The organism is Streptomyces smyrnaeus, assembly GCF_017676345.1.
GTDB lineage: Bacteria > Actinomycetota > Actinomycetes > Streptomycetales > Streptomycetaceae > Streptomyces > Streptomyces smyrnaeus.
The window spans coordinates 125,648-151,857 of sequence record NZ_JAFFZM010000004.1 but is presented as its reverse complement, the minus strand read 5'-3'; the positions used below and the strand labels follow the sequence as shown (position 1 = coordinate 151,857).

Here is a 26,210-nt window from a genome sequence, read left to right as displayed (position 1 = left end):
CGGGCGCAGAGCCGGCCGTGTGCTGCGGTGTGCTAGGAGTTGCGCACATGGACCTGGACGACCGACTGATGGGCCACTGGAGCAGCGTCCCGTTCTCCTACGGCGCCATGGAGGCTTCGGAACTCGGATTCCTCGATGACGGACGGGGGTGGAGTGCGTGGTTCAACGGCGCCGACGCGCTGTGCGTCACGCGCTTCACGTGGGGGTGTCCGGAACCAGGAGTTCTGGAACTTCGGGCGCAGTGGCTGGTGCAGGGCACCCTCAGCCAGGCGGCGGGCCGCACGGCGTTCTTCTCCGCAGAGCCGGCCGAGCGGCTGGACGATGTCACGCGCCATCCCTACGCCATCGGGTCGGCCGTGCCGATGCCAGGTGCCGATGCGCTGATGGCGGTCAGCTTCGAAGAGCCGGTGGAGTTCAGCCACCAGTACGCCCGGGGAGCGACACTCATCCGGCCCGAGGAGGACCCCACCCATCTCGTGCTGCCCCCTCGGTAGCCCGGCTCGTCCTTACACTGCGGGAATGCTCAGCCCGCTCCCCCGCCTGCCCGCGCCCTACGCCCCCGCGCACGCGTGGGTGGAGTACGACCTGGCCGTCCGCCGCGAGCGGTACTGGACACCAGGTCCACAGTGGACACCGGGCCCGCGTCGCGTCCCCGAACAGCCCTCGGACCCCGCGGTGGCGCTCTGCCACGGCGACGGGCGCGTGCGCGAAGCGGCGCTGCACGCCGGGGCGCCCGATGACCTGCTGCCACTGGTGGTGTTGCGCTGCGCCGATTGGGCCGGGCCCGTACGGGAGGCGGCACGGCTGGTCCTCGAACAGGCCGCACCTGAGGCGCTGGTGGGCACAGCAGCTGTTGTGCTCCACGCCGCCGCCCGCAAGCGCGGCGGTGCCGCGCTCTCCCTGCTGGAGTCGCGACTGGCCGAAGGCGGCCCGGAGCTGTGGGAACGCGCCTGCGCACACCCGCTGCGCGAGGTGCGGCGCTGGGCTTACGGACGGGCGGTGCGCAACGGCCGGCTCACGGCTGAGCAGTTCGCGCGTGGCGCTGCACGTGACCCGGATGTCGTCGTCCAGGAACGCTGCGCGGAGGCGGCGCTCGCCGCCTGCCCGTCCCCCGTACCGCCCGAAGTACTCGAGATGCTGCTGGGTGCGCGCAGCGCGCGCGTCCGTGCCGTCGCCGTCACCGCGCTGCGGCGACTCGGGCAGCCGCTGCGAGGGGCCGACTGGCTGATCGACCGGTCGCCGAGCGTACGGGCCTGCGCGCAGTGGGTCGTACGGCAGGGAGGCGGAGACCCCCTTGCGTACTACCGACGGGCCGCCGCCGAGGCTCCTGGCCGCACGCGACCATCGGTTGTCGCGGGTCTCGGCGAGTGCGGCGGACCGGCCGACGCCGAGCTGGTACTGCCCTGCCTGGCCGATGCGCGGCCCGGTGTGCGCGCGGCGGCGGTCGGCGCGCTACGCGCGCTGGGAGCCGCGTCCCCCCAGCGCGTGGCGCCGTTGCTGGACGACCCGTCGCCCGCCGTCGTACGCCGCGTCTGCGGCGCACTCCTGTCCGACGCGGAAGTGCTGTCGCAGGACGCGTTGCGGGCCCGGCTGGAGCCGGACCGGCCCCGGCACATCCGGCTGGCCGCTCTTCGGCTGCTCGCGGTCCACCGCGGCCTGGCTCCGCTCCGGGCCGGGCTCGCGCTGGTGGAGGACCCGGATCGCGAGATACGCGTCCGGGCCCGCGCCCTGGTGACCCGCTGGGCGCCGCCCGACTCGGCGATCCTCGCAGCCGCGCTTCCCGCTCCCGAACGCTCCCGTCTCACCGCCGAGATCGACCACGCGGCCCCCGCCCTCGGGCCGTCCGCCGTGCGCTTCCTGCACTGGATCCTGCGGTAGGCCCTGCCCTCGGCAGGTACCGGGGCGACCGGGCGGCGGCGGGGGTCGCGTGGCTCGATCCGGTCGCCGGGTCACACCCGGGACTGCGCGTGGGCGGGCGAGTCGGCCTGGGCCCGCTCGCGCGGGACGCGGCGGCGCCGGGTCGGCATCGCGAGCGTCGGGTTGGCGACGCCCCAGGCCGCGCTCTTGCAGACCAGTTCCTTGTAGACGGCGGCGATCCGGCCGGTCAGTGCGGCCCGCAGGGCGCGGTCGTCCGCGGTGACGTACTGGATCAGGCCCTCCCTGCGGCCCAGCGAGATGCACTGGTTGAAGTAGCGGAGCGGCACGTTGGGGAGCTTCCCGTCGGTCAGCCGCGCCGCGATGGCGTCGGCGGCCTGCCACGCGGTGGGGGTGCCCGTGGCGCAGGACATGCGCAGCGGCTTGTCGCCGGGGCCCATCACCATGGCCGCGTCGCCGACGGCGTACACGTCGGGGTGCGAGACCGAGCGCATGGTGTTGTCGACCACGATCTGGCCGGTGCCGGTGACTTCCAAGGCGGAGGCCTCGGCGATCGGGTGGACAGCGAAGCCGGTGGTCCAGACCGTGACCGAGGCCGGGATGGTGTTGCCGCCCTCGGTGGTGACGCAGTCGGCTCGGACGCCGGTGACGGCGGCCCACTCGTGCACGGTGATGCCGAGCTTGTCGAAGACCTTCCGCAGGTGCCGACGGCCTCGGGGTGAGAGCCAGTCGCCGAGGCCGTCGCGCGCGACCAGGGCGACATCGAGGTCCGGGCGGGCCTCGGCGATCTCGGTCGCGGCCTCCAGACCGGTGAGGCCGCCACCGACGACGGCCACGGGCTGTCCGGCCTCCAGTCGGGCCAGTCGGGCACGCAGCCGGAGCGCTCCGGGACGACTGGCGATCTCGTGGGCGTACTCGGCGGTGCCGGGGACCTCCTGGTGGTTCCAGCCGCTGCCGAGGGCGTAGACAAGCGTGTCGTACTCCAGTTCCTCGGGACCGTCGGCGCCGAGGACGGTGACGCTCTTGCTGTCGGCGTCGACGCCGGTGACCTTCGCGAGCTTCAGTTCGACGCCCGTACCGGCGAACATGTCGCCGAGCGGCCGCGGTTCAAGGTCCTGGCCGACTGCCAACTGGTGCATCCGGACGCGCTCGACGAAGTCGGGCTCGGCATTGACGAGGGTGATGGTGACGTCCTCACGGTGCAGCCGCTTGGCGAGGCGCCCGGCTGCGGAGGCTCCGGTGTACCCGGCTCCGAGGACGATGATGCGGTGCTGCATGTGTCTGCTCCTGTCTGGCGTGGACTCGCCCCTTGAACCGGGCAGCCCCACGTTTTCTGACAGGAACGCGATGTGAACCACGTCACATCGTGGTCAGAAGGCCTTGAGCAGGGGTTCTCCGCGATCGGCTGCCGCCCACCGCTCGGTCGCCCGCACGAGCTTGTCGGGGTTGATCTGGTTGCGGAACGCGGCGATACCCTCGGCGTTCACCTCCAGACACATGACACCGACGACCCGGCCGTCGACCACCGCCACGATGGCAGGGTCGCCGTTGGCGGTCGTGGCGTAGACGTCGGGTGAGCCGCCGATCAGCGCGCGCTTGGCCTCGCCGGGTTTGAACAGGCCCCGCATGAACTTCGCGACAGCGAGGGCACCTTCGAACGCCTTGGCACGGGCCGGGACCTTGCCACCGCCGTCGCCGATCGCGAAGGCGTTGTCGGTGAGCAGTTGCACGAGCGGTTCGGTCCGGCCGCTGGTGGCGGCCGCGAGAAACCCCTCGACGACCCGTCGGGCGGCGGCCTCGTCGATCTCGGTACGGGCCTTGCCGTCCGCGACCCGCCTCTTGGCACGGTGGAAGAGCTGCTGACTGGATGCCTCGCTGATGTCGAGGATCTCAGCGATCTCCCGGTGCGGATACTCGAATGCCTCCCGCAGCACATACACCACGCGCTCCTGGGGGGAGAGGCGCTCCAGGAGGGTGAGGACCGCGTACGAGACCGATTCACGCTGCTCGGCGGTGTCGGCCGGGCCGAGCATCGGGTCCCCGGGGAGCAGGGGCTCGGGGAGCCATTGGCCGACGTAGGTCTCGCGTCGCGCGCGGGCGGAGGTGAGCTGGTTGCGGCACACGTTGGTGAGCACCTTCGTCAGCCACGCCTCGGGGACCTCGATCCGGTCGACGTCGGCCGCGTGCCAGCGCAGAAAGGTCTCCTGCACGGCGTCCTCGGCCTCACCTGCGGAGCCGAGGAGCCGGTAGGCGATGGCCTCCAGCCGGGGCCTGAAGACCTCGAACCGCTCCACGTCGTCCATGGTCACGGGCATGGCCCCGATCCTAGCGCCCGCGACCGGCGACGACCGCTCCGCTGCGGCCCCCGAGGCCTGCCGGGCCGTGCGGGCGCGGCCCTTCGGACCGGGAACCGGCCCGCCCGGAGCAGATGGAGCCGGAGCGGTCCTGGCCGAGGGCGACGCACGATGGTCCCGCGTTGCGGCTCTGCGTAGGTTGACGGCATGACACCCACAACTGCCACAGGCACCGCCTTGGTCACCGGAGCCTCCCGCGGCCTGGGAGCCGTCATCGCTCGACGTCTGGCGGCCGACGGCCACCCCGTCGCCGTCGGTCACCGGTCCGGGACCGAAGCAGCCCGCAGAGTGGTCGCGGACATACGGGCATCGGGTGGGACCGCCCACGCGTTCGCCGCCGATGTGACGGACGAGGCCGCCGTCACGGATCTGGTCGCCGACGTCACCGCCCGCCTCGGTCCCGTCACCACGCTCGTCGTCAACGCGACCGGCCCGCAGCCCGAACTGGACCCGGCCCAGGTGACCTGGGACGACCACCTCGCCCAACTCACCTTCTTCGTCAAGAGCCCCACCCTGCTGATGCAGGCGGTCCTGCCGACCATGCGGGAGCGCGGTGGAGGCCGCATCGTCCAGATCGGTTCCGACGTGCTCGAACGCGTCCTGCCCGCGATGTCGGCGTACACCGCCGCCAAGGCCGCCCAGCACAGCCTGACCGAGTGCTGGGCCCGCGCACTGGGCCCGTACGGGATCACGGTGAACACCGTCGCGCCGGGCTGGATACCGGTCGAGCGGCACGCCGGAGCCAGCCGTGAATCACTCGCCGCCTACACCTCCGACGTACCGCTGGGGCGGATGGGCCGTCCGGAGGATGTCGCCGCCGCCGTGGCCTTCCTCGCCTCGCCGGAAGCAGCCTTCGTCACCGGTGAACGCGTCAAGGTCAACGGCGGCCACACCCTCGGCTAGCTTCTGCCTCGCCCATTCGGCCGGCGTCGGATCCGACGAGATCGGCAACAGACCGCCCGCACCAGCTGCGCCGACTCCTGGCAGCGGCACTCGGAGGGTACGGTGAGCGCGATTCCCTCCGACGGGGGACCAACACCGAACCGGCGGTGCGGCAGCCGCCGGAACGAAGGGGGACAGACGTGACGCGGTTCGGCAGCCGGGTCAGGGAGTTGGCACTGTGCGTGGCCGTCGCCGGTCTGCTCAGCGGATGCGGCGGCGGTGACGACGCGGACGGTGAGGAGACCAAGCGCAAGAGCGGCAGCGATTCCCGGAGCAGCGCCGCAGACTCGGCACCGGACGGGAAACAGAAGGAGAGCGCCCCACCCAGGCGACCCGCCACCCAGCTCAAGGCCGCTCCCGTCTACGACACCGGTGCCGGCTGGGAGCGGCGCTGGCACGGCGATCCGCTGGTCCTGCCCCGGACGGACGCCGTGGCCGAGTTCTCCGGACAGGACGCGCCCCAGGGCCGGTTCACGGTGGTCGACGCCGCAACCGGTAAGGTCCGCTGGATCTCCCGGTCCCTGTCCTCCGTCGCTCCGGCGGACGACTCGGAGATGGACTCCGCGGTACTGACCACCGGCGGCAAGGACTATCTGGCGGCCTGGTCCTCGGGGCGGACCGGTGAGGACGTCGTACGGCGCGGCGAACAGGTCCTCGCCGTGGACCTCTTCGACGCCGACGCGTCGGGTGACTCGGTGCCGCCCGCTCACCACGTCGAGATCAAGAACCCGCGGCGGGTATGGCACGGCACGGGCGCGCTCATGGTCGAGCTGAAGGACGAGGTGGTGGCCATCGACCCCGCCACCGGGAAGAAGACCACCTACGACCCGGAAAAGCTGAAGCCGCCGCGCGGCTGCGCCGATTGCTCCCCGGGCGGCACCGTGGAGGCGATCACCACGGCGGGTCCCGTCGCCCGCACGTACATCAATGATTACGACGGCTTCTGGGTGCCCGGTAAATGGGCGAGCGCCGACATCGCTCCCTCCGGTGCCGTCCCCGAGGGAGCACGGACGCAGCCTGTCTCGGACAAGCTGCTGATCGCGCAGTGGGAACGGAAGGGAGACAAGGAAGAGACGGTGTGGGCCGTCGTGAACGCCGCCGACGGCAAGGTGCGGGCATCCGCACGGTGCGGGAGGTACGGCTGGCAGGCCGCAAAGAAGACCACGCCGCGGCTGTCCGCCAACGGCCGCTTCGTCAGCTACGGCACGGCCGTCTTCGACGTCGAGAAGGGCGACGGACACTGCTTCCCGGACACCGACAAGTCCAAGGAAGTGATGTTCGATCAGGTGACCGACAAAGGCCAGGCCTTCGGCTACACGAAGGCCGCCGGGCAGGGGCTGATCACCGAACGAAAGCCGGTGCTGATCGACATCACGTCCGGGAAGGCCGAGCCACTCGCCGAAGGTACCGCCGTCCCGGAAGCCGACCTCGCGGGCATGGGGCTTTTCCTGGTCGAGAGGGAGGACAGACTCGTCGCCTACCGGCACGCCGACTGACCGCGCGACGTACGCACACGAGCGCGCTCAGGCCCGGATCGGACCGACCGTGACCGGCCCGGACGCGGCGGACCCGGAGGCCGCGTCTTCCTCGCGTGACCGGCCGACACCGACGGGAGACGCGGGTCACATCCGCTCATGTCACAGGGGGCCGAGCTGCCCCGTCTCAGAGAAGGGAGCAACCACCACCACGAAGGGAAACACCATGGACGCGCGACTCGACTACTTCGCCGACCCGACCGCCGGCAAGGCCCTCAAGCACTTCATGTCGGCGGGCAAGATACTCAAGGAATCGTCGGTGCCGGCCGCGACGCAGGAGTTGATCGCGCTGCGCATCAGTCAGATCAACGGCTGCGCCGTCTGCATCGACATGCACACCAAGGAGGCCGCCGCCGCAGGAGAGAGCGCGGTGCGACTGCACCTGGTCTCGGCGTGGCGGGAGGCCACGGTCTTCACCGGCGCCGAGCGTGCCGCGCTGGAGCTGGCGGAGGAGGGGACCCGGGTCGCGGACGCGGCCGGCGGGGTCAGCGACGAGGCGTGGGCACGGGCAGCCGAGCACTACGACGAGCAACAGCTCACCGCCCTGGTCGTCATGATCTGCTTCATGAACGCGGCGAACCGGCTCAACATCATCGCCCAGCAGCCGGCCGGCGACTACGAGGTCGGGCAGTTCCACTGAACCGCACCGGCCGGCAACCGGCCCGGGGCACCGGCAGCGTGCCCCGGGCCACTGGGCCACCGCGCACGGGTCACCGGGCACCGGGCACCCGGGACGGCGAGTGGGCATCGTGCGTCTTCACCGCGACGGGACGCTCGTCGAGGACGCGGTGCTTCCAGGCACTGGGCCGACCGATCAGCCGCGCAGGTCGGACGGGTCCTCGCCGCCGAGAGCCAGATCGATCGCGGCGAGGTTCTCCTCAAGGTGGTCGAGCGAGCCGGTACCCGGTATCGCCAGCACCGACGGCGACATGGCCAGCAGCGAGGCGATCCGCACCTGCGCGGCGGTCGCGCCCAACCGTGCCGCGGCCTCGCCGAGTTGTTCGGCATCGAGCGAGTCACGGCCATCGCCGCCGCCGAGCGGGAAGTACGGCACGTATGCGATGCCCGCATCCTCGCACTCCGCGAGGAGCTCCATGGCACCGGTGTACTGGTTCTGCACCGCCGTGACGGGCGCGATCGCCCGCGCCTCGGCGAATTGAGCAGCGTCCACGTTGCTGACTCCCAGGTGCCGGATCAGCCCCTCCGCCCGAAGCTCGGCCAGCACCGCGAACCGGTCGGCGATCGACTCGCCGCCCGGCCCGGTGACCCCTCCCACCCGCAAATAGACCAGGTCGAGCCGGTCCAGCCCGAGGGCACGCAGATCCGCCTCGACCAGTGCGCGCAGTTGATCAGGCGTCGCCTGACCGCTCGGCACACCGTCCGGACCGAGCAGCGGCCCGACCTTCGTGGCGATCACCAGATCGTCACGGTAGGGGGTCAGTGCCGTACGGATCAGCTCATTGGCCCACACCGCTCCCCTGCCGTAGAAGCCGGCCGTGTCGATGTGGTTCACGCCCAGTTCAACGGCGCGCCGAAGCACCGCGATGCCGCTTTCGGGGGCTCGTGCCGGACCGTTGAAAGTGCTCATCGCCAGGCGCATTGCGCCGAAGCCGAGCCGGTTGAGGGTCAGGTCTCCGCCGAGGGAGAAGGTTCTGCTCGTCATGACTCGATGGTGTCCACCTGCACCGTGCCGGGCGAGGAGATGGCAGCTTGCTGCCAGACTTGCCGGGTGCGGAACGAACAGGTGTTTTCAGTCCGAGGGGACGAGGAGCTGGTCGCGCGCGCCGGTCATCTCTTCGCGTCTGTACAGAACGAGTTCCTGTGCGCCGCCCGGGACCTGGGGACCTGGTCGCAGCCGGAAGCCAGAGCAGCGGTCCAGGGCCGGGTGCGCAGCAGCACTGCCGCGGACCTCGCCCCTCGCAAGCTGCTCAGCCCGGTGGCGCTCGCCGATGAGGAAGCCCGCGCCCACCTGCGGTCCGTGCAGAACATGGGGGCTCTCGTGCGGATCAGCGGCTCTCCGCTGCCGCACGAGACCATCCTCATCGACCGGCGCGTGGTGATCCTGGCCGGCCAGGAGACCCCTGTCGGCCGGGAATACACCGTGTCGACGTCGCGGGTCCTGGTCGACAGCGTCCATTCGCTGTTCCAGGCGATCTGGCACACTGCCGTCGATCTGGACACCTATCTGCGCAGCGACGTCCCCCACCTGGACACGGAAGGCCGCAGAGTCCTCGAAGCGCTCGGCTCGGGACTGACCGACGAGTCGGCGGCCAAACGGCTCGGCGTCTCGCTCCGCACCTATCGCCGGCGCGTGGCCGAGCTGATGGTCACGCTGGAGGCCGACTCCCGCTTCCAGGCCGGGCTGCGCGCAGGCGAACTGGGACTGTCCCCTTGAGCTCCTGGATCTTTCGTGACGGGCCACCGACGGAGGCGTCTCGTGGCCACGGGCCGGGAGCGTCGAGGACGCTCCGTCACCGTGCGGCTTCCTCGACGTCCGTTCGGCATCACTGCGCGGACAACCGCTCCAATGCCGACCGGCTGCGGTCGTCCGCGGCGCGGAAGATCATCAATCGCTGGTCCGGGTCTTGGAGCGGTACGAGCACTTCGACATCCACGGAGATCACACCGGCGACAGGATGCCGCATCACCTTGTGCCCGCGGCCGTTGACCTTGATGTCCTGCTCGGCCCACAGCCGTGCGAATTCCTCGTCACCGGTGGCGAATTCGGAAATGAGGTCGGACAACGCCTGATCCTCCGGGTGCGCGGCCCAGGCGGCGCGCAGATGGGCGACGCCCTCCCGTACGACCCGTTCCCGGTCGAGGTAGAAATCGCGTATCTCCGGATGCATCAGGCACAGCCATACCGCGTTGCGCTGCGGCACGGGCAGAGTGTCGAAGTCCAGCAGCAGCCCCGACATCTCACGGTTCCAGGCCAGGATGTCGTAGCGGTGGTTCAGCAGCATGGCCGGCAGCGGCGACAGGTCGGTGACCAGCCGGACCAGCGGTGGCGCTGCAGTGGTGGCGGGCCGGTCGGTGTTGCGGGGGCGCTGCTGGGCCAGGTCGTAGAGATAGGTGCGTTCGACGGGGGCCAGGCGCAGCGCTCGGGCCAGTGCCTCCACCACGTCCGCCGAGGGCCGCAGCCCGCGTCCCTGCTCCAGCCGCACGATGTAGTCGACGCTGACCCCGGCCAGTTCGGCCACCTCTTCGCGGCGAAGTCCCGGGGTCCGCCGAGCCTGCCGGCGCGACGGCAGACCCAGATCGCTCGGGTTCAGCCGGTCGCGTCGGGCCCGCAGGAACGCGGCCAGCTCCTGTGTCGTGTCCACGGTGTGGGTCGTCATGTTCGTCCCAACACGCAGGGTAGGACCGGCGTTCCCAGGAACCTCCTTCCCTTACCCCCGGCTCGCGGCGGTCACAGTCTTGTTCTCGACGACGGATCACGAGCACAGGAGGACACGATGTCGCTCACTCTGGACACCTACCGGCTGCTGGGCCGCTCCGGGCTGCGGGTCTCACCGCTGGCGTTGGGCGCGGCGACCTTCGGCACCGATTGGGGCTGGGGAGCCGGGCAGGACGAGGCGCGCCAGCTGTTCGACGTCTACGTCGAACGAGGCGGCAACTTCATCGACACCGCCAACACCTACACCAATGGCACCTCCGAGCGCCTGCTGGGCGAATTCGCCCGCGACAAGCGTGAAAGCCTGGTGCTGGCGACGAAATACACGACGCTGCGCCGGCCCGGCGACCCGAACTCCGGGGGCAGTCACCGCAAGAGTCTGTTCGCTTCGGTCGAAGCGAGTCTGCGACAGCTGAATACGGACTACATCGATCTGCTCTATCTGCACGTGTGGGACTTCACCACACCGGTCGAGGAGATTCTGCGCGGCATGGACGATCTGGTCCGGCAGGGCAAGGTCTTGTACGTGGCGATCTGCAACGCACCGGCCTGGCAGGTGTCGCGCATGCAGGCAGTCGCCGACCTGCGCGGCTGGTCGCCGCTGGTCGCGCTGCAGATCGAATACAACCTGATCGAGCGCACCGGGGAACGCGATCTGATCCCCATGGCACAGGAGATGGGGCTGGGCGTCGTCCCGTATTCGCCATTGGCCGGCGGGATACTCACCGGCAAGTACAGCCGCGACGACCTGACCGCGCCGCACGTCGCCTCCGACGACGGCACCCGCAGAAGCTTCAACCTCGCCTTGGGCACGCTCACCGAACGCAACCTTGCCATTGCTGATGCCGTGCAGGAGGTCGCCACGGAACTGGGCCGCACACCCGCCCAGGTCGGGCTGGCCTGGACCCTGCAGAATCCGAGCGTGACGACGCCCATCATCGGCGCCCGCACCCTCGCGCAGCTGGAGGACAATCTGGGCGCCCTACAGGTCGACTTCACCGCCGCCCAGCTGGCCCGTCTGCACGAGGTCAGTGCGACAGTACTGGGCTTCCCGCACGACATGCTCGCCAGTGACCACATCCGCAAGGTGGCCACAGGCGATCTGAAGCTCGAAGACCGCCGCTGATTATCGGGCTGGCCAAGGGGCTGTCGTATGAGTGTGCCCGGCTGAAGCTGTTGCTGCCGAAGGACAACGAAACCGGGCCGGGTGTGGGGGTCGCCGGACCGGTTCCACGCCTCTTGCGGCGCCGACAGCCCGCCGGCGCCCGGGCCGCCGGGGATCGTCACCCGGCTCGTACCGGGGAGATGGTGCCGGGCCGGTCCGGCAGGTGCTCACCGGGGGGCTCGGGCGCCGCCGCCCTGCCGCAGCAGGTCGACGATCTGGGCGTGGAGGGCGGCCAGCCCTTCGGGCGGCAGCGGCGCCGGGCTGCCGGTGAGGGTGTACCACTCCTCCGCGCCGGTGTACTGGACCTCGATCGCTGCCCGTCCGCCGGGCGCCGACCGGGTCACCACGGTCACGTCGCCCGTGATGACCCCCACCTCGTCGGTCATGATCCCGCCCGGCCCTGCCTGGACGCGCTCCTCGTACCGGCCCGGAGCGCGGTCGGTGTCACGGCTGGTCATCGGCCGCAGGTCGCCAGCATCTCGTCGAGCTCGTTCTTCTCCGCGCGTGTGACGGTCAGCTGGTAGGTGGCCTTCACCGAGGTCCAGGCGCGGGCGTAGACGCACCAGGTGGCCTTGACCGGGGGCTGCCATTCCTCGGGCCCCTGGTCGCCCTTGGTCCGGTTGGTGGACGCGGTCACCGCCAGCAACTGGGGGTGGGTCAGGTCGTTGGCGAACGCCTCGCGCTTCTTCTGCGGCCACTTGTCGGCCCCGGAGCGCCAGGCATTGGCGAGCGGGACCATGTGGTCGATGTCCAGCTCGGAAGCGTCGCCGACTTTCTTGCCGTCGTAGAGGCTGGTCCAACGGCCGGAGACCGCCCGGCACTCCTCGTCCCGCTCCACATCGGTGCCGGAGCGGGCGAGGACCTTTTCGCGGGTGTCGCAGCTGTCGCCCTGCGCGCTCCAGTGCGGGAACCGCTCCCGGCTGTAGCCGGACATCGAACGGTGCGCCGCGACCTCCAGCTCATCCAGTTGCTGCCGGGCCTTGGCAGCCGTCGGCAGGCCGGGCAAGCGCCCTTCGCCACCCGGGTTCTTCCCGTCGGCTGAGGGCTCGTCGGCGGACGGCTTGTCCTGCTCCGGTGACGACGTGTCCGAGGGCGAGCAGCCCATCGCGGCGAGGAGTACGGCCAGCGCCAGCGCCTTCGGTCCCCACCACCCCTTGCGCCGCATAGCTCTCCTGTATCGCCTTCGAGAGTCCGTTTTCGAGAGTCCGCCCGGGCGCAGCCTACCCAGGTCGGACCATGCCCCACGCCTCCCCCCGTCCGGCGAAGCCGTGACCGACGCCGGCTCGCGCACCCCGCGACGGCCGCCCACGCCCGAAATCGCCCCGTTGCCCGGTCGCCTGGGCCGCCACCGCTGTCGAGTCCGTACAACATCCTGCTCCACCCCTCGCGGATTGCACACTGATGCCTTCTTATGGCGGAAGGCAGCGAGGGCCCGGCCATGGTCGGGTGGAGATGGGCGAAGGTGGCAGCGCGCCGTCGACGTTTCGTCGGCGGCGGGGGCGATCATCACGCCGAGGCGGGAACGATCAGGTCGAGGAGTCGCACATCATGGTCCCAGGAGAGGACGGCCACGGCGGTCAGCGATCCCCGCACGGGTTGCCCGAGTTGTGCTCCTCCGGGATGCTCCTGCTGGATCAGCAGGCACGCATCGTCCACGTGAATCGCGAGGCCGAGGCCCTGCTCGGTGTCGAGGCGGCGTACCTGCTCGACCAGGATGCCCACGACCGGCTCCATCGCGACCGGCACGGGCACACGATCCCGCGGAGCAGCTGCCCCCTCCAACGGGCCTTCCACAGCTCTCGGCCGGCTCAGGGGCAACTCGGCTGGTACGAGCGCGGGGACGGCACGCTGCTGCCGGTCTGCTGGTTCATCACCCCGTGCCGGATCAGTGCGGAGACGGACGGCGCGATGGTGCTCTTCTACCCGGGCGCTCCGGGTGGCGGCACCGCCGAACAGGAGCGTCGCGCGGAAGTGACGCTGCCGGAGCTGGATCGGCTGGCTCTGCTGGCCGAGGCCACCACCTCTTTGACCTCGACCTTCGACGTCCATGAAGCGCTGCACCGGCTCACGCGGCTGCTGGTGCCCCGCCTGGCGGACTGGGCCGTCATCGATCTGCTCACCGAAGGTGACGAGGTGTGGCGTGCCGCTGTGGTGCACCACGAGGGCGAACGCCTGGTCGACCGCAAGGACCTGCAGGGGCCGATGCCTCCCCTCCCCCAGGAGTCCGTGATGCCACTTTCACGGGCGCTGCGGGGAGCGGCGTCGACACTGGCGGTGCCCGAGACGTATCAGGGGCCGCCGGATGCGGGGATCGCGGTGGCACAGCGCAAGCTGTTCGAGGCCACCGGGATGCACTCGGCGGCCATCGCCCCGATCCGGGGGGTACGGGAGGTGCTGGGAGCCTTGACGCTCGGTCAGGCCGAGCGGGCCGAGCGCTTCTCCGACCTGCCCCTGCTGGAGGACATCGCGCGCCGGGCGGGCCTGGCGCTGGAGAACGCACGTCTGTTCCAGCGGCAGCGGCGGGTCACCGAGACCATGCAGCGGCACTTGCTGCCGCAGCTGCCCCGAGAGCCCCGGCTGGAGATGGCGGCCCGGTATGTGGCCGCGCCGGAGGCTTCCGAGGTGGGGGGCGACTGGTACGACGCCTTCTTCCTCCAGGACGGAAGACTCGCTGTGGCGACCGGTGACGTCCTGGGGCACGACGCCGACGCGGCGGCTGCCATGGCGCAGGTCCGCAACATGCTGCGCGCCTACGCCTGGTCCTACCAGGAGCCGCCCAGCGCCATCGTCGACCGGCTCGACCAGGCCGTGCAGCACATGACCGACGCGTCGTTGGCCACGCTGGTCTTCGCCCGGGTCGAAAGCGATACCGAGGGCCGGCAGGGGGGTCAGGTGCGCTGGACGAATGCCGGACATCCGCCGCCGCTCCTGGTCACGCACGACGGGCGGGCCCGGTTCCTGGACAGCGTCGTGGATCCGCTGATCGGTGCGGGCTTCCCGGCCTCGCGGCAGGACGCGGCCGTGGACCTGCCACCGTTGTCGACCCTGGTCTTCTACACCGATGGTCTGGTCGAGTCGCGCGGCCACTCCCTCGGTGAGGGGCTTGATCGACTGAGCGAGCACGCCGCCGCTCTGGCTCGTCGTCCTCTCGACACCTTCTGTGATCTGCTGCTCGACCGTGTCCGGCCCACCGACAACGACGACGACGTCGCCCTGCTCGCTCTGCGCAGGCCCGCCCGCACCCCGTGAAACAGGTGAGCGGAAGTCCCCCGGCCTGCGGTCCGAGGGGCCCGAGGGGGATCAGTCCTCGGGCCCCTCTCGCCGAGTCGACGGGGATCACGGCCGGCGAGCACCGGCCCCCTTGCGGCTGAAGGGTGTGGTGTTGCCGTCGTCGCACCGGGCCGTGCCGGTGGGGACCGCGCTGTGGAGCAGGTGGTTCTGGGTCCAGCGCCGGCTGCAGTCGGTGGGAACACCGTGTCCGAAGCCGTTGATGACGACGAGACCGCGCTGACCGAGGGCGTGGGTCATGTTCCGGGCCCACCTGAGGGGTGTGGACCAGTCCGACTGCTGGTTCATCACCAGGATGGGCGTCTTCGCCCTGTCCCAGGGACCGGTGTGGCGGGGCAGCGCTGCGCGATACTTCTCCGGCCAGTCGCGGCAGGTGATGTCCGTGACGACCTCTGCGGGCCCGAAGACGGGCGCCTCGGCGCGTGCCGTCTTGAAGCGCTTCAGCCAGGGCCCGTGCTGCTTGGGCAGCGGAGGAAGGTCGAGACAGTCAGTTGTTTCGAGCACGTCCTCCTCGTTGTTGTTCTCCGGCGGGTTGGTCTTCGCCGGTTCCGCGTTCTTGGGGGCGGCAGTGCCCTTGGCAGGGGGGAAGGTCTTCTCGTAGAGGCGCTGCAGACCCTGCGCCGCCTTTCCGGCGCTGCCCGGTGCCTTGAAGGCGTACGCGAGGTCGACGAACCGGTTCCAGGTGTCGAACGACGCGGCGTCGGACGAGCGTGCGGCGCCCAAGTGGTGCGCGAGGCGCTGGAACTTCTTCTCCGCGTGCCCGTGGAACGCGCAGTGCTTCGCGTCCAGGTCACACGCCTTCAACATCGCCTTGACGGTCTTCTCACCGCCCTTCGCCTCCGACAGGCTGAAGGCGGCGGCGTTGTTCATCTGCGTCCTGGCGTCCACCACTCCGTGCAGGATGAGCGAGCGCACCCGCTTGGGGTACATGTTGGCGTAGACGGCGCCGATGGTCGTGCCGTACGAAATACCGAGGTAGTTGAGCTTCGCGTCCCCGACGGCCCGGCGGAGCCGGTCCAGGTCGTGGACGTTGTCGACGGTGGACATGTACGGAACGAGCCAGCCGGCGTTCTTCACGCAGTCCGCACCGGTGCTGTCCTTGTCCTTCAGCTGGTCGAGCATTTCCTGCTCGGTGCGCGGGCTCTCGTGCTCGCTGTCGGCTTCCTGCAGGACGCGGGGGCGCGGAGTTTGCTTTTTGCAGTTCAGCGGGGGACTGCTGTGCCCTACACCGCGCGGGTCATATGTCACCAGGTCGAACCGCTTGGTGACCTCGTTCGTGGCGTAGGTGGGCCAGCCTTCGCTGTCCGCGTCCTCGATACCGGAACCGCCGGGGCCACCGGGGTTCATGATGAGGGAGCCGATACGCTTCTTGGGGTCGCCGGCGGGCAGTTTCGCCACCGCCAGTTTCAGAGTCCCCTTGCTCGGGTCCCTGTGGTCCAGCGGCGTCTCGAGCGTGCCGCACTTCCACTTGCTTCCCACATCCCAGTCGGCGGCGCATTTGTGCCAGCTGATGACTGGTGGTGTACCGCTGCCGGTGCCGCCAGGGCGCGGCGTGCTCTGTGCGGATGTGTTCTGCTGGGGGAAGGCAGCCTGCGCCGACGCTGCCGGGGCGGATGCAGTCCCCCCCAAGGACAGCAGTACCGACGTGGCCAGCACCACGCGTGAGACGCCTCTTCGCCGCCCCGAGCGTCTCCGGTGTTTCACAGTGCGACTCATGAATCACTCCCTTAGCCATGGCGAGTCAGCACCACCATGAACCAGGGCCGGGAGCGCCCATCCGGTGACACGTCAGCCGACCGCCATGATTACCCGATTGCTTCGCCGGGGCTCAACGGGTGAATACGGCGTACGGCTGGTGACCCGTTCGGCTTCGTCCGGCCAACGGCTCGGGACATCGCCGTCTGCCGGGCAGTCGGACGACGAGGCTGCCGCCCGCAGCGGGACAGGGTGCTCGTGATGGCCATCTGCGGGTGGCGTCGGGCGGGAGACCTGTCACACGGTGGGACGTCTCAGCCTTCGTCCAGCACCGCCCGGATCACATGCCGGGCATTGCGCGCCATCGCGGGGTTCGTCTTGCGGTAGTACGGCAGGGCGATCAGCGCCTGCGACAGTGTCCGCCCCCGGCCACGACGCCAGGTGGCATCGTCCACGCCGAGCGCGGCGCGGAAGACCTCTCTCGCGTCGGTCGGCAGTACGTTCCACGCCGGGAACAGGTCGCAGGCGGGGTCGCCCATCCCCGCGCACCCGAAGTCGATCACGGCAGTCAGCCTGCCGCCGCCGTCCACCAGCAGATTGCCCGGCATCAGGTCGGCGTGCAGCCACACCGGCGGCCCTGTCCATCCGGGCGCCCGGAGCGCGTCCTCCCACGCGGCAGTCGCGGCGTCGCAGTCGACGCCCTCCTCCGGGATGCCGCGCAGCTGCTCGATCGCCGCCCTGGTCTCCGCGTCGAGCGAGGCGACCGGGCCGCCTCGGTGCGCCTTCGGTCCAGCCGGCAGGTCGATGCCGCGCATCGCCGCCACGAATGCGGCCAGGTCCTCGGCGAGGCCCGCGGCGTCACCCGGTGCGCCCTCCTGGGGGTGCTCCCCCGGCAGCCACCGGTACACCGACCACGGCCATGGATACCCGTGGGCGGGCTCACCGGCTCCCAGCAGCTCGGGGACGCCCGTGGGCAGATGGGGTGCCAGTCGCGGCAGCCACTCCTGCTCCCGCAGCACGTCCCCCGCGCCGTTCCGTGCCAGCGGCAGCCGTACGACCATCTCGTCGCCCAGCCGGTACATGGCGTTGACCGTCCCGCCGGACGGCCACCGTTCCACCGCCGGCCCCGCCCACTGGGGGAACTGTCCGGCGATCAACCGCCGGACAAGTCCGACGTCGACGGGATGCGCACCGTCACGCATCTGCGCTGTGCTCATGGACGTCATCCGAACACCGGCGCCGATGCGCGTCAAACGCCTTTCCGCGGCGGCGCAGCGGTGGCTACACGCTGTGCACCAGGTGCTTGATCTCCTGGAACTCCGCCAGTGCACGCGGCCCGTTGAGCCGTCCCATGCCGCTCTGTTTGAAGCCGCCTTCCTCCATCTGATCGCGGATGACGGCCCAGGTGTTGGTCCATACCGTGCCCGCGTCGAGCTGCCGGGCCACCCGAAGCGGCCGGTCGACATCCCGTGTCCACACGGAGGCGGCGAGGCCGTATTCGGTGGCGTTGGCCCGACGCACGGCGTCGGCCTCGTCGTCGAACACCTCGAACGTCGCGACGGGGCCGAAGACCTCGCGCTGCACCAGCGGCGCGTCCACATCCTCGATCTCGACCAGGGACGGCCGCAGCAGGGCGTCGGCCCCCTCGGGCCGCAACAGGCCACCGCGTACCAGGATCTTTCCGTACGCCTCCGATTCGGCGACCAGCGCGTCTATGCGCAGCGCCTGCTCGCGGTCCACGACCGGGCCCATATCGGTGTCCGGCCGGTCGCCGGGCCCGGGGCGCACGGCCTCCAGGGCGGCCACCATCCGCCGGCGCAGTTCGTCGGCGACGGGCGCGTGGGCGAGGATGCGGCTGCCCGCCATGCAGAACTGGCCCGAGAAGGTGGTGACGGCAGCCGTCAGGACCGGTACGGCGGCCTCCAGGTCGGCGTCGTCGAAGACGAGCATCGGTGTCTTCCCGCCCAACTCCAAGGAGCAGGGCTTCAGTCTGCGCGCCGCCTCCGCCATGATGGCCCGGCCCACGACCGTGGAGCCGGTGTAGCTGACGACATCGGTGCCCGGATCGGAGACGAGTAGCGGTGCCCCCTGGTTGCCGGACTCGGTGAAGGCGTTGAGGACTCCGGGAGGCAGGGACTCGGTGGCCGCGACGATCTCGTAGAGCAGGCCGTTGGTGAGGGCGGTCTGGGCCGGCATCTTCATCGCCACGGTGCAGCCCGCTGCCAGTGCCGGGGCGAAGGAGCGCACGGCCAGGACGACCGGGGCGTTCCACGGCACGATGATTCCGGCGACGCCCATCGGCTGATGCAGCGTCATGGAGTAGCTTCCCGGTGCCATCTCACCGGCCCGCCCGGCGTCGGTGAGGGCCAGCGCCGCGTTGTAGCGGAGCTTGGGGATCGCGTCATCGAGCTCCAACTCGGCGTCCGCACGCTTCTTGCCGTGTTCCCGGGACAGCAGCGACACCAGCTCGTCGCGTCGCGCGGCCATCCGGTCGGCCATCTCCAGCAGGGCACGCGCCCGCAAGGTCCGGTCCCGGGCCCATCCGCTGCCGGTGTCCGCGAACGCGCGCCGCGCCGCGTCGACAGCGGCCCGGGCCGAGGCCGCGTCCCCGTCGGCGAAGGTGCCGATGACCTCGCCGGTCGCCGGGGCGCGGGACTCACCGACAGCGGCTCCGTCGCTCCATGCGCCGTCGATCAGGTTGCGTACGTGTGCACGGTTCATCGTCCAGCCTTCCCGGTCGAAGCGGATCACGGGCGCGGTTGTGCTGTCCGTTCGGTTCCCCCGGGAGTCCCGTCTACTACAACTCCGGGCGGAACGGCAACAAGCCGCCGCCCGTCGGTGGCGGCTGCCGGGCGAGATCAGTCGGGCAGTTTGGCCAGTTGCGCGCGCACGACCTCAGGGGCGGGTTCTGTCTTGTCCGGCTCGATGAGGTTGGTACCGAAGAAGATGGCGAGTGTGGAGCCGGAGCGGACCACGGTGAAGGTCAAAGGCATACGTTGGCCGTCCACGGTGCTCTTCATGGAGTAGGACACCCCCTCGTCGCCCTCCGTGGGGTCCGGGAGCGGGACGACGTCCTGGTAGCTGCCGGACTCGTCCCGGAATCCGCCGGTGCACTTGTTCACCGCCGCTTCGACATCCGCGACGATCTTCGCCGCGTCCCCCTCCCTGTGACCCAGCAACCCGACGGAGGTGACGAGTCCGTCGTCCCGGCTGGTCGTGACGGACCCACGGGACTCGGGCGCGGGCACCGAGGTGTGTGCGGCCATGTGGACCAGCGGCGAACATGCCGCGGGTTTCGCGCCCCCTCCCGCCAGCGCGAGCCGGGCCGTGGCCTCGTCGCCCGGCAGGGGTTCGACATCGACGCCCTTGACCTCACCTTTGCGCAGCAGCGCCTTCTTCAGCGCCGCCTTGCCGAGCGGGGGCCGCGCGGACCGGGTGTTCTCCGGCGTGTGGTCGCCCCCCGACGTCTCGGGGGTCTTCTTCCGGGCGCCGTTCGCCGCGTCGTCGTCCCCGGAGGAGGAGCATCCGACGAGCAGCGTGGCTGCGAAGGACAGGGCGACCGCCGCGACGACGGCCTTGCGCGGTTCGTGGGACACGGCGGTGGTCCTTCCGCTCACAGGCCCGACCACTTCGGGCATCTAGGTGACCGCTGTGCGGGCCCGGAGGTTGCCCTCTTTTCCCGGTTCCACAGCCGTCCGCAACGAACGGGGCGCACCAGGGGTGTTGACACCGTGATTGGCATGGACCTGTTCATGATCCCTGGTTAAGGTGCGCAGCGGCATGTCCCGGGACCGCTCCCAGGCTCTGCTGTTCCACCCCCACCACACTGGAACAACGAAAGGCCGATCCCATGAGACGCACCAGAACCCCGCGTGCCATCCTGTCCGCGCTGCTGCTCAGCGGTGCACTTGTGACGGCCGGATTCCTCCCGGCCTCGGCAGCAGGCGCGGAGCCACAGGGCGAGAAGGCTCCCGCTTCCGACGGCATACTCGCCGCCATGCAGCGGGACTTCGGTCTCAGCAAGCAGCAGGCCGCAGCCCGGCTGGCCGCGGAGAAGCGTGCGACCGCGGTCGAGAAGAAGGCGCGACGAGCGGCCGGGGCGGCGTACGCCGGCTCCTGGTTCACCCCCAAGAGTCAGAAGTTGACCGTCGCGGTGGCCGACCGCGAGAAGGCCGCAGCCGTCCGGGCCACCGGCGCCACCGTCGAACTGGTCGACCGCAGCGCGCGGCAGCTCGACGCCACCAAGAAGCGCATCGACGCGCTCGACGCACCCGACGGCGTGACCAGTTGGCGCGCCGACTGGAAGACCAACCGGGTCGTCGTCGAAGTCCTCGCCGACAAGCAATCCGACAACGATGTCAAGGACTTCCTGGCCCGGGCCCGCAAAGCAGGCCCGCTGACGGTACGGACCACCGACCACGCCCCCGAGACCTTCGCCGCCGGTACGGTCGGTGGCGACCCCTACTACACCGGTAACGTCCGCTGCTCCATAGGCTTCTCGGTACATGGCGGATTCGTCACGGCCGGCCACTGCGGCGGGACCGGCCAGGCGGTCAACGGCTGGGACCGCTCGTACATCGGCAACTTCCAAGGCTCCTCGTTCCCCGGCAACGACTACGCATGGGTCAACGTCGGCAACGGCTGGTGGACCGTCCCTGTCGTCCTGGGCTGGGGCACGGTCTCCGACCAACTCGTCCGCGGCTCGGCGGAGGCCCCGGTGGGCGCCTCCATCTGTCGCTCGGGGTCGACCTCCCACTGGCACTGCGGAACCGTGCTCGCCAAGAACGAGACCGTCAACTACAGCCAGGGCGCCGTCCATGAGATGACCAAGACCAGCGCGTGCGCCGAGGGCGGCGACTCGGGCGGCTCCTTCATCAGCGGCGACCAGGCCCAGGGCGTCACCTCCGGCGGCTGGGGCAACTGCAGCAGCGGCGGCGAGACCTGGTACCAGCCCGTCAACGAGATCCTCAATCGTTACGGCCTGACCCTGCACACCGCCTGACCTTCCTGCCCCACCGGTCCGATGCGACGGTGCGCCCCCGCACGACACCGCCGCATCGGACCGCGGACCAGCGAGGAACCCGGCCGGCTCGACAGGTCCGGATCACTCGTCACCGAGCGGCGTCAGGCCCTGGTCCTGACTTGGGCCCCGGCCCTGGTCCTGGCCCTCGTGGTCCTCGCCCTGGTCCTGGCCGTGGTCGTGGTCCTGGTTGTGGCGCAGCGCGTCCAGCACCACATGCACCGCCGCGCGGGTCGGTGAGCCCCGGCGGATCGCCGCCGTGATCGTGCGCGTCACAGGAGTCGCCAGGTCCCTGGTGGCGACGCGATAGCGGCGGTCGACCGCCAACCCGGGCAGCAGCGCGATCGACAACCCGGCCTCGACGTGCTGCAGGGTCATCATGTAGTTGCTGAACCGGCACACCACACGCGGCTCGAACCTCGCTTGGCGGCACAGTCGCAGTGCGAGGTTCGCCATGTAGGACTGCGGCATGTCCAGCGCCCACGGCTCGTCCGCGTAGGCAGCGAGATCCGCCGGGCCACGCCCGGCCGCAGGGTGCTCGGGCGGGGCCACCAGCAGGATCGGGTCCGTGGCCAGCGGTACGAGATCGAGGTCCGGCCCCAACGGCAACTCGTCGAAGTCCGTGGTCGTGATGATGATGTCCACGTCGCCGCCCCGCAGCGCGGGCATGCTCTCGTGCGGCTCCAGCTGCAGCAGCTCGACGTCGAGGTGCGGATGCTCGCGCGCGAGGCGGGTCACCGCCGGCACGGCCATGGTGTGGATCGCGCTCTGGAACGCCCCCAGGCGCACCAGCCCGGCCGGTTCTTCGCCGAACCCGCGCAGTTCCGCCTCGACGGTCTCCATATGGTCGAGGATGGCCCGCGCCCGCCGCGCGAGGATCAGACCGGCCGGGGTCAGCCGCACCCGGCGTCCCGTCCGTTCCAACAGCTGGGTGCCTGTCTCGGTCTCCAGCACGGCGAGCTGCTGAGACACGCTGGACGGGCTCAGATCGGCGGCTTGGGCGACCGCCCGCACGGTGCCCAGTGTGTCCAGCCGGCTGAGCAGCCGCAGCCTCCAGGGGTTCATCACATGGCCATTGTTGTACGGACTTGCCGAACAGGACAGCCGGCATTGTTTGATGGACGTGTCGCTCGGCTGCGCCTTACCGTCGGGGCATGGCTGCTTCGACCACCGCCGCACCGTCCGCCGGAACCTTCTGGGCCGATGCCGACAAGCACCTCGTCCGCTACGGCGGCGAGTTCACCGACGAGATCATCGAGCACGCCGCCGGGAGTTTCGTGTTCACCGCCGAGGGCCGGAGGCTCCTGGACTTCACCTCCGGGCAGATGAGCGCGATCCTCGGCCACTCGCACCCGCGGATCGTCACCACCGTCCAGCGGCAGATCGGCACCCTCGACCACCTCTTCAGCGGCATGCTCAGCCGCCCGGTGGTCGACCTCGCCCGGCGGCTGGCCGACACCCTGCCCGCGCCGCTGGAGAAGGCGCTGCTGCTGACGACCGGCGCCGAGTCGAACGAAGCCGCGATCCGGATGGCGAAACTCGTCACCGGCAGGCATGAGATCGTCTCCTTCGCACGGTCCTGGCACGGCATGACGCAGGCCGCCGCCTCCGCCACCTACAGCGCGGGGCGCAAGGGCTACGGCCCGGGCGCTCCCGGAAACTTCGCCCTCCCGGTGCCGAACGCGTACCGGCCCGACTTCACCACGGCCGACGGCTCGCTGGACTGGCGGCGTCAGCTGGACTTCGCCTTCGACCTGATCGACGCCCAGTCGACCGGCAGCCTGGCCGCCTGTCTGGTCGAACCGATACTCAGCTCAGGCGGCATCATCGAGCCGCCGGCCGGGTACTTCGCCGCCCTGCGGGTAAAATGCCGGGAACGCGGCATGCTGTTGGTCCTCGACGAGGCCCAGACCGGCCTGTGCCGCACCGGAACCTGGTACGCGTTCGAGCGCGACGGTGTCGTCCCGGACATCCTCACCCTGTCCAAGACCCTCGGTGCCGGGCTGCCCCTGGCGGCGGTGGTCACCAGCGCCGAGATCGAGCAGGAGGCGCACGAGCGCGGGTACCTGTTCTTCACCACCCACGTCGCCGATCCGCTGGTGGCCGCGGTCGGCAACACGGTTCTCGACGTGCTGATCGACGACAGGCTCGACGAGCGCGCGCGGACGCTCGGCACGTTCCTCCACGACGGCCTGAGCGCCCTCGCCGACCGTCACGCGGTCGTCGGGGACGTCCGCGGCCGGGGCCTGCTGGCCGGCCTCGAACTCGTCGCCGACCGCGAGACGAAGCGGAGCTCCAACGAGTTGGGTGCGCGGGTCACCCGGCGCTGCCTCGAACTGGGCCTGCACATGAACATCGTCCAGCTGCCCGGTATGGGCTCGGTGCTGCGGATGGCACCGCCACTGACCGCAACCGAGGAAGAGCTGTCGCTGGGCCTGACGATTCTGGACCAGGCGATCGGCGACACCTGTCGCTGATCGTGCTGACCTCGCTGACCGCCGGCCGCACCAGAGGCACCTTGGGCGGCTCGGCTTCAGCGGCTCCGGCGGCGCCGAACAGCTCCGGCGATGGAGGCCGGTCAGCCCATGACGGCCGCGATCTCCTCCGCGCAGTCCAGCAGCGCGGGCACATGAGTGCGCAGCTCCTCCGCCGAGGTCAGGACGACCGTCGCGCCCAGTGACACCGCCAGCCGGGGGCTCCCGTGGCCGTCCGGGTCGGGGACGGCGGCCGCGATCGAGCGGACGCCGACCTCGTTCTCCTCGTCGACCTCCGCCCAGCCGCGCGCTGCGACCCGGGCCAGCTCCTCCCGCAGCGCTCCCGGTTCCGTACGCGTCCGGTCCGTCACGGCCGGCAGGCCGCCTGCGAGCAACCGTTCGCGCTCCCGCTCGGGGAGGGCCGCGGCGAGCGCCTTGCCCAAGGAGGTGGCGTGCCAGGGGTTGCGGGTGCCCTCGGCACTGCGCAGTTGGAGGTGCTGGGTGCCCTGGACCGTGAGGACGAGCAGGACGTCGGCGCCGTCGAGGATCCCGGCGATCGCCGGGAGGCCGGTACGTGCGGCGAGGCGGCGCATCGGGTCGGCCGCCGCCGAGTAGCCGGCGGGGGAACGCTGGAAGGCGCGGGAGAGCTCCAGGACGCGGACCCCGAGCGCATAGCGGCGGGTGTCCTCGTCGTATGCGACGAAGCGGTCGGCCGCCAGCCGTCCCAGCAGCCGGTGCGCACTGCTGACGGGGAGCCCGGCCGTACGGGCGACGGCGCTGACCCCGAGACCGGCGGGGTGGTCGGCCAGTACGGTCAACAGCCGCAGACCACGGCTGAGCATGTCGTCGCCCGACGGTGCGCTCACCCTCGCCGCTCCCTCGCCTCTCGTCACCGTGTGCGGCACATCATCCCCGCACCGCGGGCTTCACCGTACCGGCACCGTCGATGGGCCGGGCGGCCGAGGCGTCCGGCCGCGGCTCGCGGATGGTCAGCATCAGCGCGGAGGAGATCAGCGTGCACACCGCCATGAAGCCGAACGCGCCCCCGTCGCCCAGCGAGGTGCCGCGCACCCAGCCGACGAGGTAGGTGCCCGCGAAGGAGCCGAGCGCGCCGAAGGAGTTGACGCAGGCCACCGCAGCGCCCGCGACACCCGCCGGTGCCAGCTCGGAGACGAGGGCGAAGTAGGGGCCGTACGGGGCGTACATGCACAGGCCCGCGACGACCAGGAGGGTCAGGGCGAGCGGGAAGTGGGGGCCCGCGAGGTAGGAGCCGAAGAGGGCCAGGGCGCCCAGCCCGAGCCATGGCCACACGGCGGCGCGGCGTCGGCCACTGCGGTCGGAGATGCGGGAGTTGACCAGCATGGCGAGCGCGGCGAAGACGTACGGCACCGCCGTCAGCAGCCCGGTCGTCCCGATGCCCTCACCGGAACCCTTCTTGACGATGGCGGGCAGCCAGAAGATGAAGCCGTACATGCCGAACGACCAGAAGAAGTACTGCGCGGCCAGGATGACCACGGGGCGGGAGCGCAGCACCTTGCGGTACTCGTCGGCGGTGGCGGGCGGGGCGTCGGCGGTGGTGGCGCCCACCTCGGCGGCGGCGGTGACGGTTGCGGTGACTGGGGCACCGGCGGCGGCGCGGTGTTCGACGGCGAGTTCGGCGCGCAGTTCCCGGCGCTCCGCCTCGGGCAGCCAGCGGGCGTCGTCCGGGCGGTCCTTGATCAGCTTCAGGCAGACCAGGCCCCACAGGACGGACGGGATACCCTCCGCGACGAACATCATCCGCCAGTCCGTCACCGCGATCAGCCAGCCGGAGACGACCGACAGCCACATGACGGTGATCGGGTTGCCCAGGATCAGCAGTGTGTTGGCCCGGCCTCGCTCGCCCTTGGTGAACCATCGGCTGAGCAGCATCACCATCGAGGGCAGTACCGCACCCTCGACGACGCCCAGCATGAACCGTACGGCGATGAGCTGACCGGGGCTGCTGAGGACGCCCTGCAGCACGGCCAGGACGCCCCAGGCAACCGTCGACCAGGCGATGAGGCGGCGGGCGCTGCGCTGCTCGGCGTAGATGGTGCCGGGGATCTGGAAGAAGAAGTAGCCGAGGAAGAAGGAGGCCGCGATGAGCGAGTCGAGACCGGCGGACAGCTGCAGGTCCTCGGCCATACCGCCCGCCGACGCGATCGCGTAGTTCGACTTGTCGAGATAGGCGAGCGAGTAGGTGACGAAGGCGACCGGCATCAGATACCGGGCACGGGCCGAGGACCAGAAGCCCCGGGCGTCGGTGCGGGGAGGTGACGCCACTGTCATTCCCGGACCCCCTTTTTTCCGTGGGATGGAAAGTGTTTCACTGGGCGGGAAGGACGTTACGAGCGTGTGGCGTACAGGTCAATGGTTCCGAAGGTGGCCGAGCCCATGGTCCGAGCCCACCGCCCGCGACCCACGACCCACGACCCGACCGACGAGAG

Annotated in this window: 23 protein-coding genes; 10 read left to right on the top strand and 13 right to left on the bottom strand. The window is 70.6% G+C overall.

Features of this window, described 5'->3' with window-relative positions; all coding sequences use genetic code 11:
• Positions 1-47 precede the first annotated feature (47 nt).
• Positions 48-494, top strand: coding sequence for a hypothetical protein (locus JW613_RS08720; RefSeq protein WP_209210123.1), 447 nt, complete (start codon positions 48-50; stop codon positions 492-494).
• A gap of 25 nt (positions 495-519) precedes the next feature.
• The gene (locus JW613_RS08715) at positions 520-1,878 is read left to right on the top strand and encodes a hypothetical protein (RefSeq protein WP_209210122.1); all 1,359 of its coding nucleotides are present in this window, start codon (positions 520-522) and stop codon (positions 1,876-1,878) included.
• Positions 1,879-1,949: 71 nt separating this feature from the next.
• Here JW613_RS08715 and JW613_RS08710 read toward each other — a convergent pair whose 3' ends face one another.
• Positions 1,950-3,152 (bottom strand): NAD(P)/FAD-dependent oxidoreductase, encoded by a 1,203-nt coding sequence (locus JW613_RS08710; RefSeq protein ID WP_209210121.1) that lies wholly within the window; start codon positions 3,150-3,152, stop codon positions 1,950-1,952.
• Between the two features lie 93 nt (positions 3,153-3,245).
• Complete coding sequence (sigJ, locus tag JW613_RS08705) at positions 3,246-4,190, bottom strand: RNA polymerase sigma factor SigJ (protein WP_209210120.1); 945 nt, start codon at positions 4,188-4,190, stop codon at positions 3,246-3,248.
• 186 nt (positions 4,191-4,376) lie between these two features.
• Between sigJ and JW613_RS08700 the strand changes: the two genes are divergently transcribed.
• The 3 genes from JW613_RS08700 to JW613_RS08690 all read left to right on the top strand — a co-directional run bounded on the left by JW613_RS08700 (position 4,377) and on the right by JW613_RS08690 (position 7,346).
• Positions 4,377-5,132: an SDR family NAD(P)-dependent oxidoreductase gene (locus tag JW613_RS08700; protein ID WP_209210119.1), complete on the top strand. Its 756-nt coding sequence runs from the start codon at positions 4,377-4,379 to the stop codon at positions 5,130-5,132.
• A 179-nt stretch (positions 5,133-5,311) separates the two neighbouring features.
• Positions 5,312-6,667 (top strand): hypothetical protein, encoded by a 1,356-nt coding sequence (locus tag JW613_RS08695; protein WP_209210118.1) that lies wholly within the window; start codon positions 5,312-5,314, stop codon positions 6,665-6,667.
• A 205-nt stretch (positions 6,668-6,872) separates the two neighbouring features.
• Entirely contained in the window at positions 6,873-7,346 is a 474-nt protein-coding gene (locus JW613_RS08690; protein WP_209210117.1) for a carboxymuconolactone decarboxylase family protein, read from the top strand.
• A gap of 174 nt (positions 7,347-7,520) precedes the next feature.
• Here JW613_RS08690 and JW613_RS08685 read toward each other — a convergent pair whose 3' ends face one another.
• On the bottom strand, positions 7,521-8,369 hold the full coding sequence (locus JW613_RS08685) for an aldo/keto reductase (protein ID WP_209210116.1): 849 nt from the start codon (positions 8,367-8,369) through the stop codon (positions 7,521-7,523).
• A 39-nt stretch (positions 8,370-8,408) separates the two neighbouring features.
• Here JW613_RS08685 and JW613_RS08680 point away from each other — a divergent pair, with 39 nt between their 5' ends.
• Positions 8,409-9,101 (top strand): helix-turn-helix domain-containing protein, encoded by a 693-nt coding sequence (locus JW613_RS08680; protein ID WP_245225269.1) that lies wholly within the window; start codon positions 8,409-8,411, stop codon positions 9,099-9,101.
• A 109-nt stretch (positions 9,102-9,210) separates the two neighbouring features.
• Here the strand turns inward: JW613_RS08680 and JW613_RS08675 are convergent, their stop codons facing one another.
• Positions 9,211-10,044: a helix-turn-helix transcriptional regulator gene (locus JW613_RS08675; protein WP_209210114.1), complete on the bottom strand. Its 834-nt coding sequence runs from the start codon at positions 10,042-10,044 to the stop codon at positions 9,211-9,213.
• A gap of 117 nt (positions 10,045-10,161) precedes the next feature.
• Between JW613_RS08675 and JW613_RS08670 the strand changes: the two genes are divergently transcribed.
• Positions 10,162-11,226, top strand: coding sequence for an aldo/keto reductase (locus JW613_RS08670; RefSeq protein ID WP_209210113.1), 1,065 nt, complete (start codon positions 10,162-10,164; stop codon positions 11,224-11,226).
• Positions 11,227-11,432: 206 nt separating this feature from the next.
• Here the strand turns inward: JW613_RS08670 and JW613_RS08665 are convergent, their stop codons facing one another.
• Together JW613_RS08665 and JW613_RS08660 are read right to left on the bottom strand one after the other, a co-directional pair.
• Positions 11,433-11,723: a hypothetical protein gene (locus JW613_RS08665; protein ID WP_209210112.1), complete on the bottom strand. Its 291-nt coding sequence runs from the start codon at positions 11,721-11,723 to the stop codon at positions 11,433-11,435.
• Entirely contained in the window at positions 11,720-12,430 is a 711-nt protein-coding gene (locus tag JW613_RS08660) for an HNH endonuclease family protein (protein ID WP_245225239.1), read from the bottom strand. Before JW613_RS08660 ends, JW613_RS08665 begins: the two co-directional genes overlap by 4 nt.
• A 383-nt stretch (positions 12,431-12,813) precedes the next feature.
• Between JW613_RS08660 and JW613_RS08655 the strand changes: the two genes are divergently transcribed.
• Positions 12,814-14,514: a SpoIIE family protein phosphatase gene (locus tag JW613_RS08655; protein WP_209210111.1), complete on the top strand. Its 1,701-nt coding sequence runs from the start codon at positions 12,814-12,816 to the stop codon at positions 14,512-14,514.
• 87 nt (positions 14,515-14,601) lie between these two features.
• Here JW613_RS08655 and JW613_RS08650 read toward each other — a convergent pair whose 3' ends face one another.
• The 4 genes from JW613_RS08650 to JW613_RS08635 all read right to left on the bottom strand — a co-directional run bounded on the left by JW613_RS08650 (position 14,602) and on the right by JW613_RS08635 (position 19,844).
• On the bottom strand, positions 14,602-15,951 hold the full coding sequence (locus JW613_RS08650) for an alpha/beta fold hydrolase (RefSeq protein ID WP_209210110.1): 1,350 nt from the start codon (positions 15,949-15,951) through the stop codon (positions 14,602-14,604).
• A 611-nt stretch (positions 15,952-16,562) separates the two neighbouring features.
• On the bottom strand, positions 16,563-17,465 hold the full coding sequence (locus JW613_RS08645; protein WP_245225238.1) for an aminoglycoside phosphotransferase family protein: 903 nt from the start codon (positions 17,463-17,465) through the stop codon (positions 16,563-16,565).
• A gap of 64 nt (positions 17,466-17,529) precedes the next feature.
• Complete coding sequence (locus tag JW613_RS08640; protein ID WP_209210109.1) at positions 17,530-18,969, bottom strand: aldehyde dehydrogenase family protein; 1,440 nt, start codon at positions 18,967-18,969, stop codon at positions 17,530-17,532.
• Positions 18,970-19,106: 137 nt separating this feature from the next.
• Positions 19,107-19,844 carry a hypothetical protein gene (locus tag JW613_RS08635; RefSeq protein WP_209210108.1) on the bottom strand — a complete coding sequence of 246 codons (738 nt, stop codon included), beginning with the start codon at positions 19,842-19,844 and terminating at the stop codon, positions 19,107-19,109.
• A 254-nt stretch (positions 19,845-20,098) separates the two neighbouring features.
• Between JW613_RS08635 and JW613_RS08630 the strand changes: the two genes are divergently transcribed.
• Positions 20,099-21,250, top strand: a complete 1,152-nt coding sequence (locus JW613_RS08630; protein ID WP_209210107.1) for a S1 family peptidase — start codon at positions 20,099-20,101, stop codon at positions 21,248-21,250.
• A 102-nt stretch (positions 21,251-21,352) separates the two neighbouring features.
• Here JW613_RS08630 and JW613_RS08625 read toward each other — a convergent pair whose 3' ends face one another.
• Complete coding sequence (locus JW613_RS08625; RefSeq protein WP_209210106.1) at positions 21,353-22,333, bottom strand: LysR family transcriptional regulator; 981 nt, start codon at positions 22,331-22,333, stop codon at positions 21,353-21,355.
• A gap of 89 nt (positions 22,334-22,422) precedes the next feature.
• On the opposite strand from JW613_RS08625, the gene JW613_RS08620 reads away from it, so the two are divergent.
• Positions 22,423-23,745, top strand: a complete 1,323-nt coding sequence (locus JW613_RS08620) for an aspartate aminotransferase family protein (RefSeq protein ID WP_209210105.1) — start codon at positions 22,423-22,425, stop codon at positions 23,743-23,745.
• A gap of 101 nt (positions 23,746-23,846) precedes the next feature.
• Here JW613_RS08620 and JW613_RS08615 read toward each other — a convergent pair whose 3' ends face one another.
• Both JW613_RS08615 and JW613_RS08610 read right to left on the bottom strand, forming a co-directional pair.
• Positions 23,847-24,608, bottom strand: a complete 762-nt coding sequence (locus tag JW613_RS08615) for an IclR family transcriptional regulator (protein ID WP_307865837.1) — start codon at positions 24,606-24,608, stop codon at positions 23,847-23,849.
• Positions 24,609-24,648: 40 nt separating this feature from the next.
• The gene (locus JW613_RS08610; RefSeq protein ID WP_209210104.1) at positions 24,649-26,052 is read right to left on the bottom strand and encodes an MFS transporter; all 1,404 of its coding nucleotides are present in this window, start codon (positions 26,050-26,052) and stop codon (positions 24,649-24,651) included.
• Positions 26,053-26,210 lie beyond the last annotated feature (158 nt).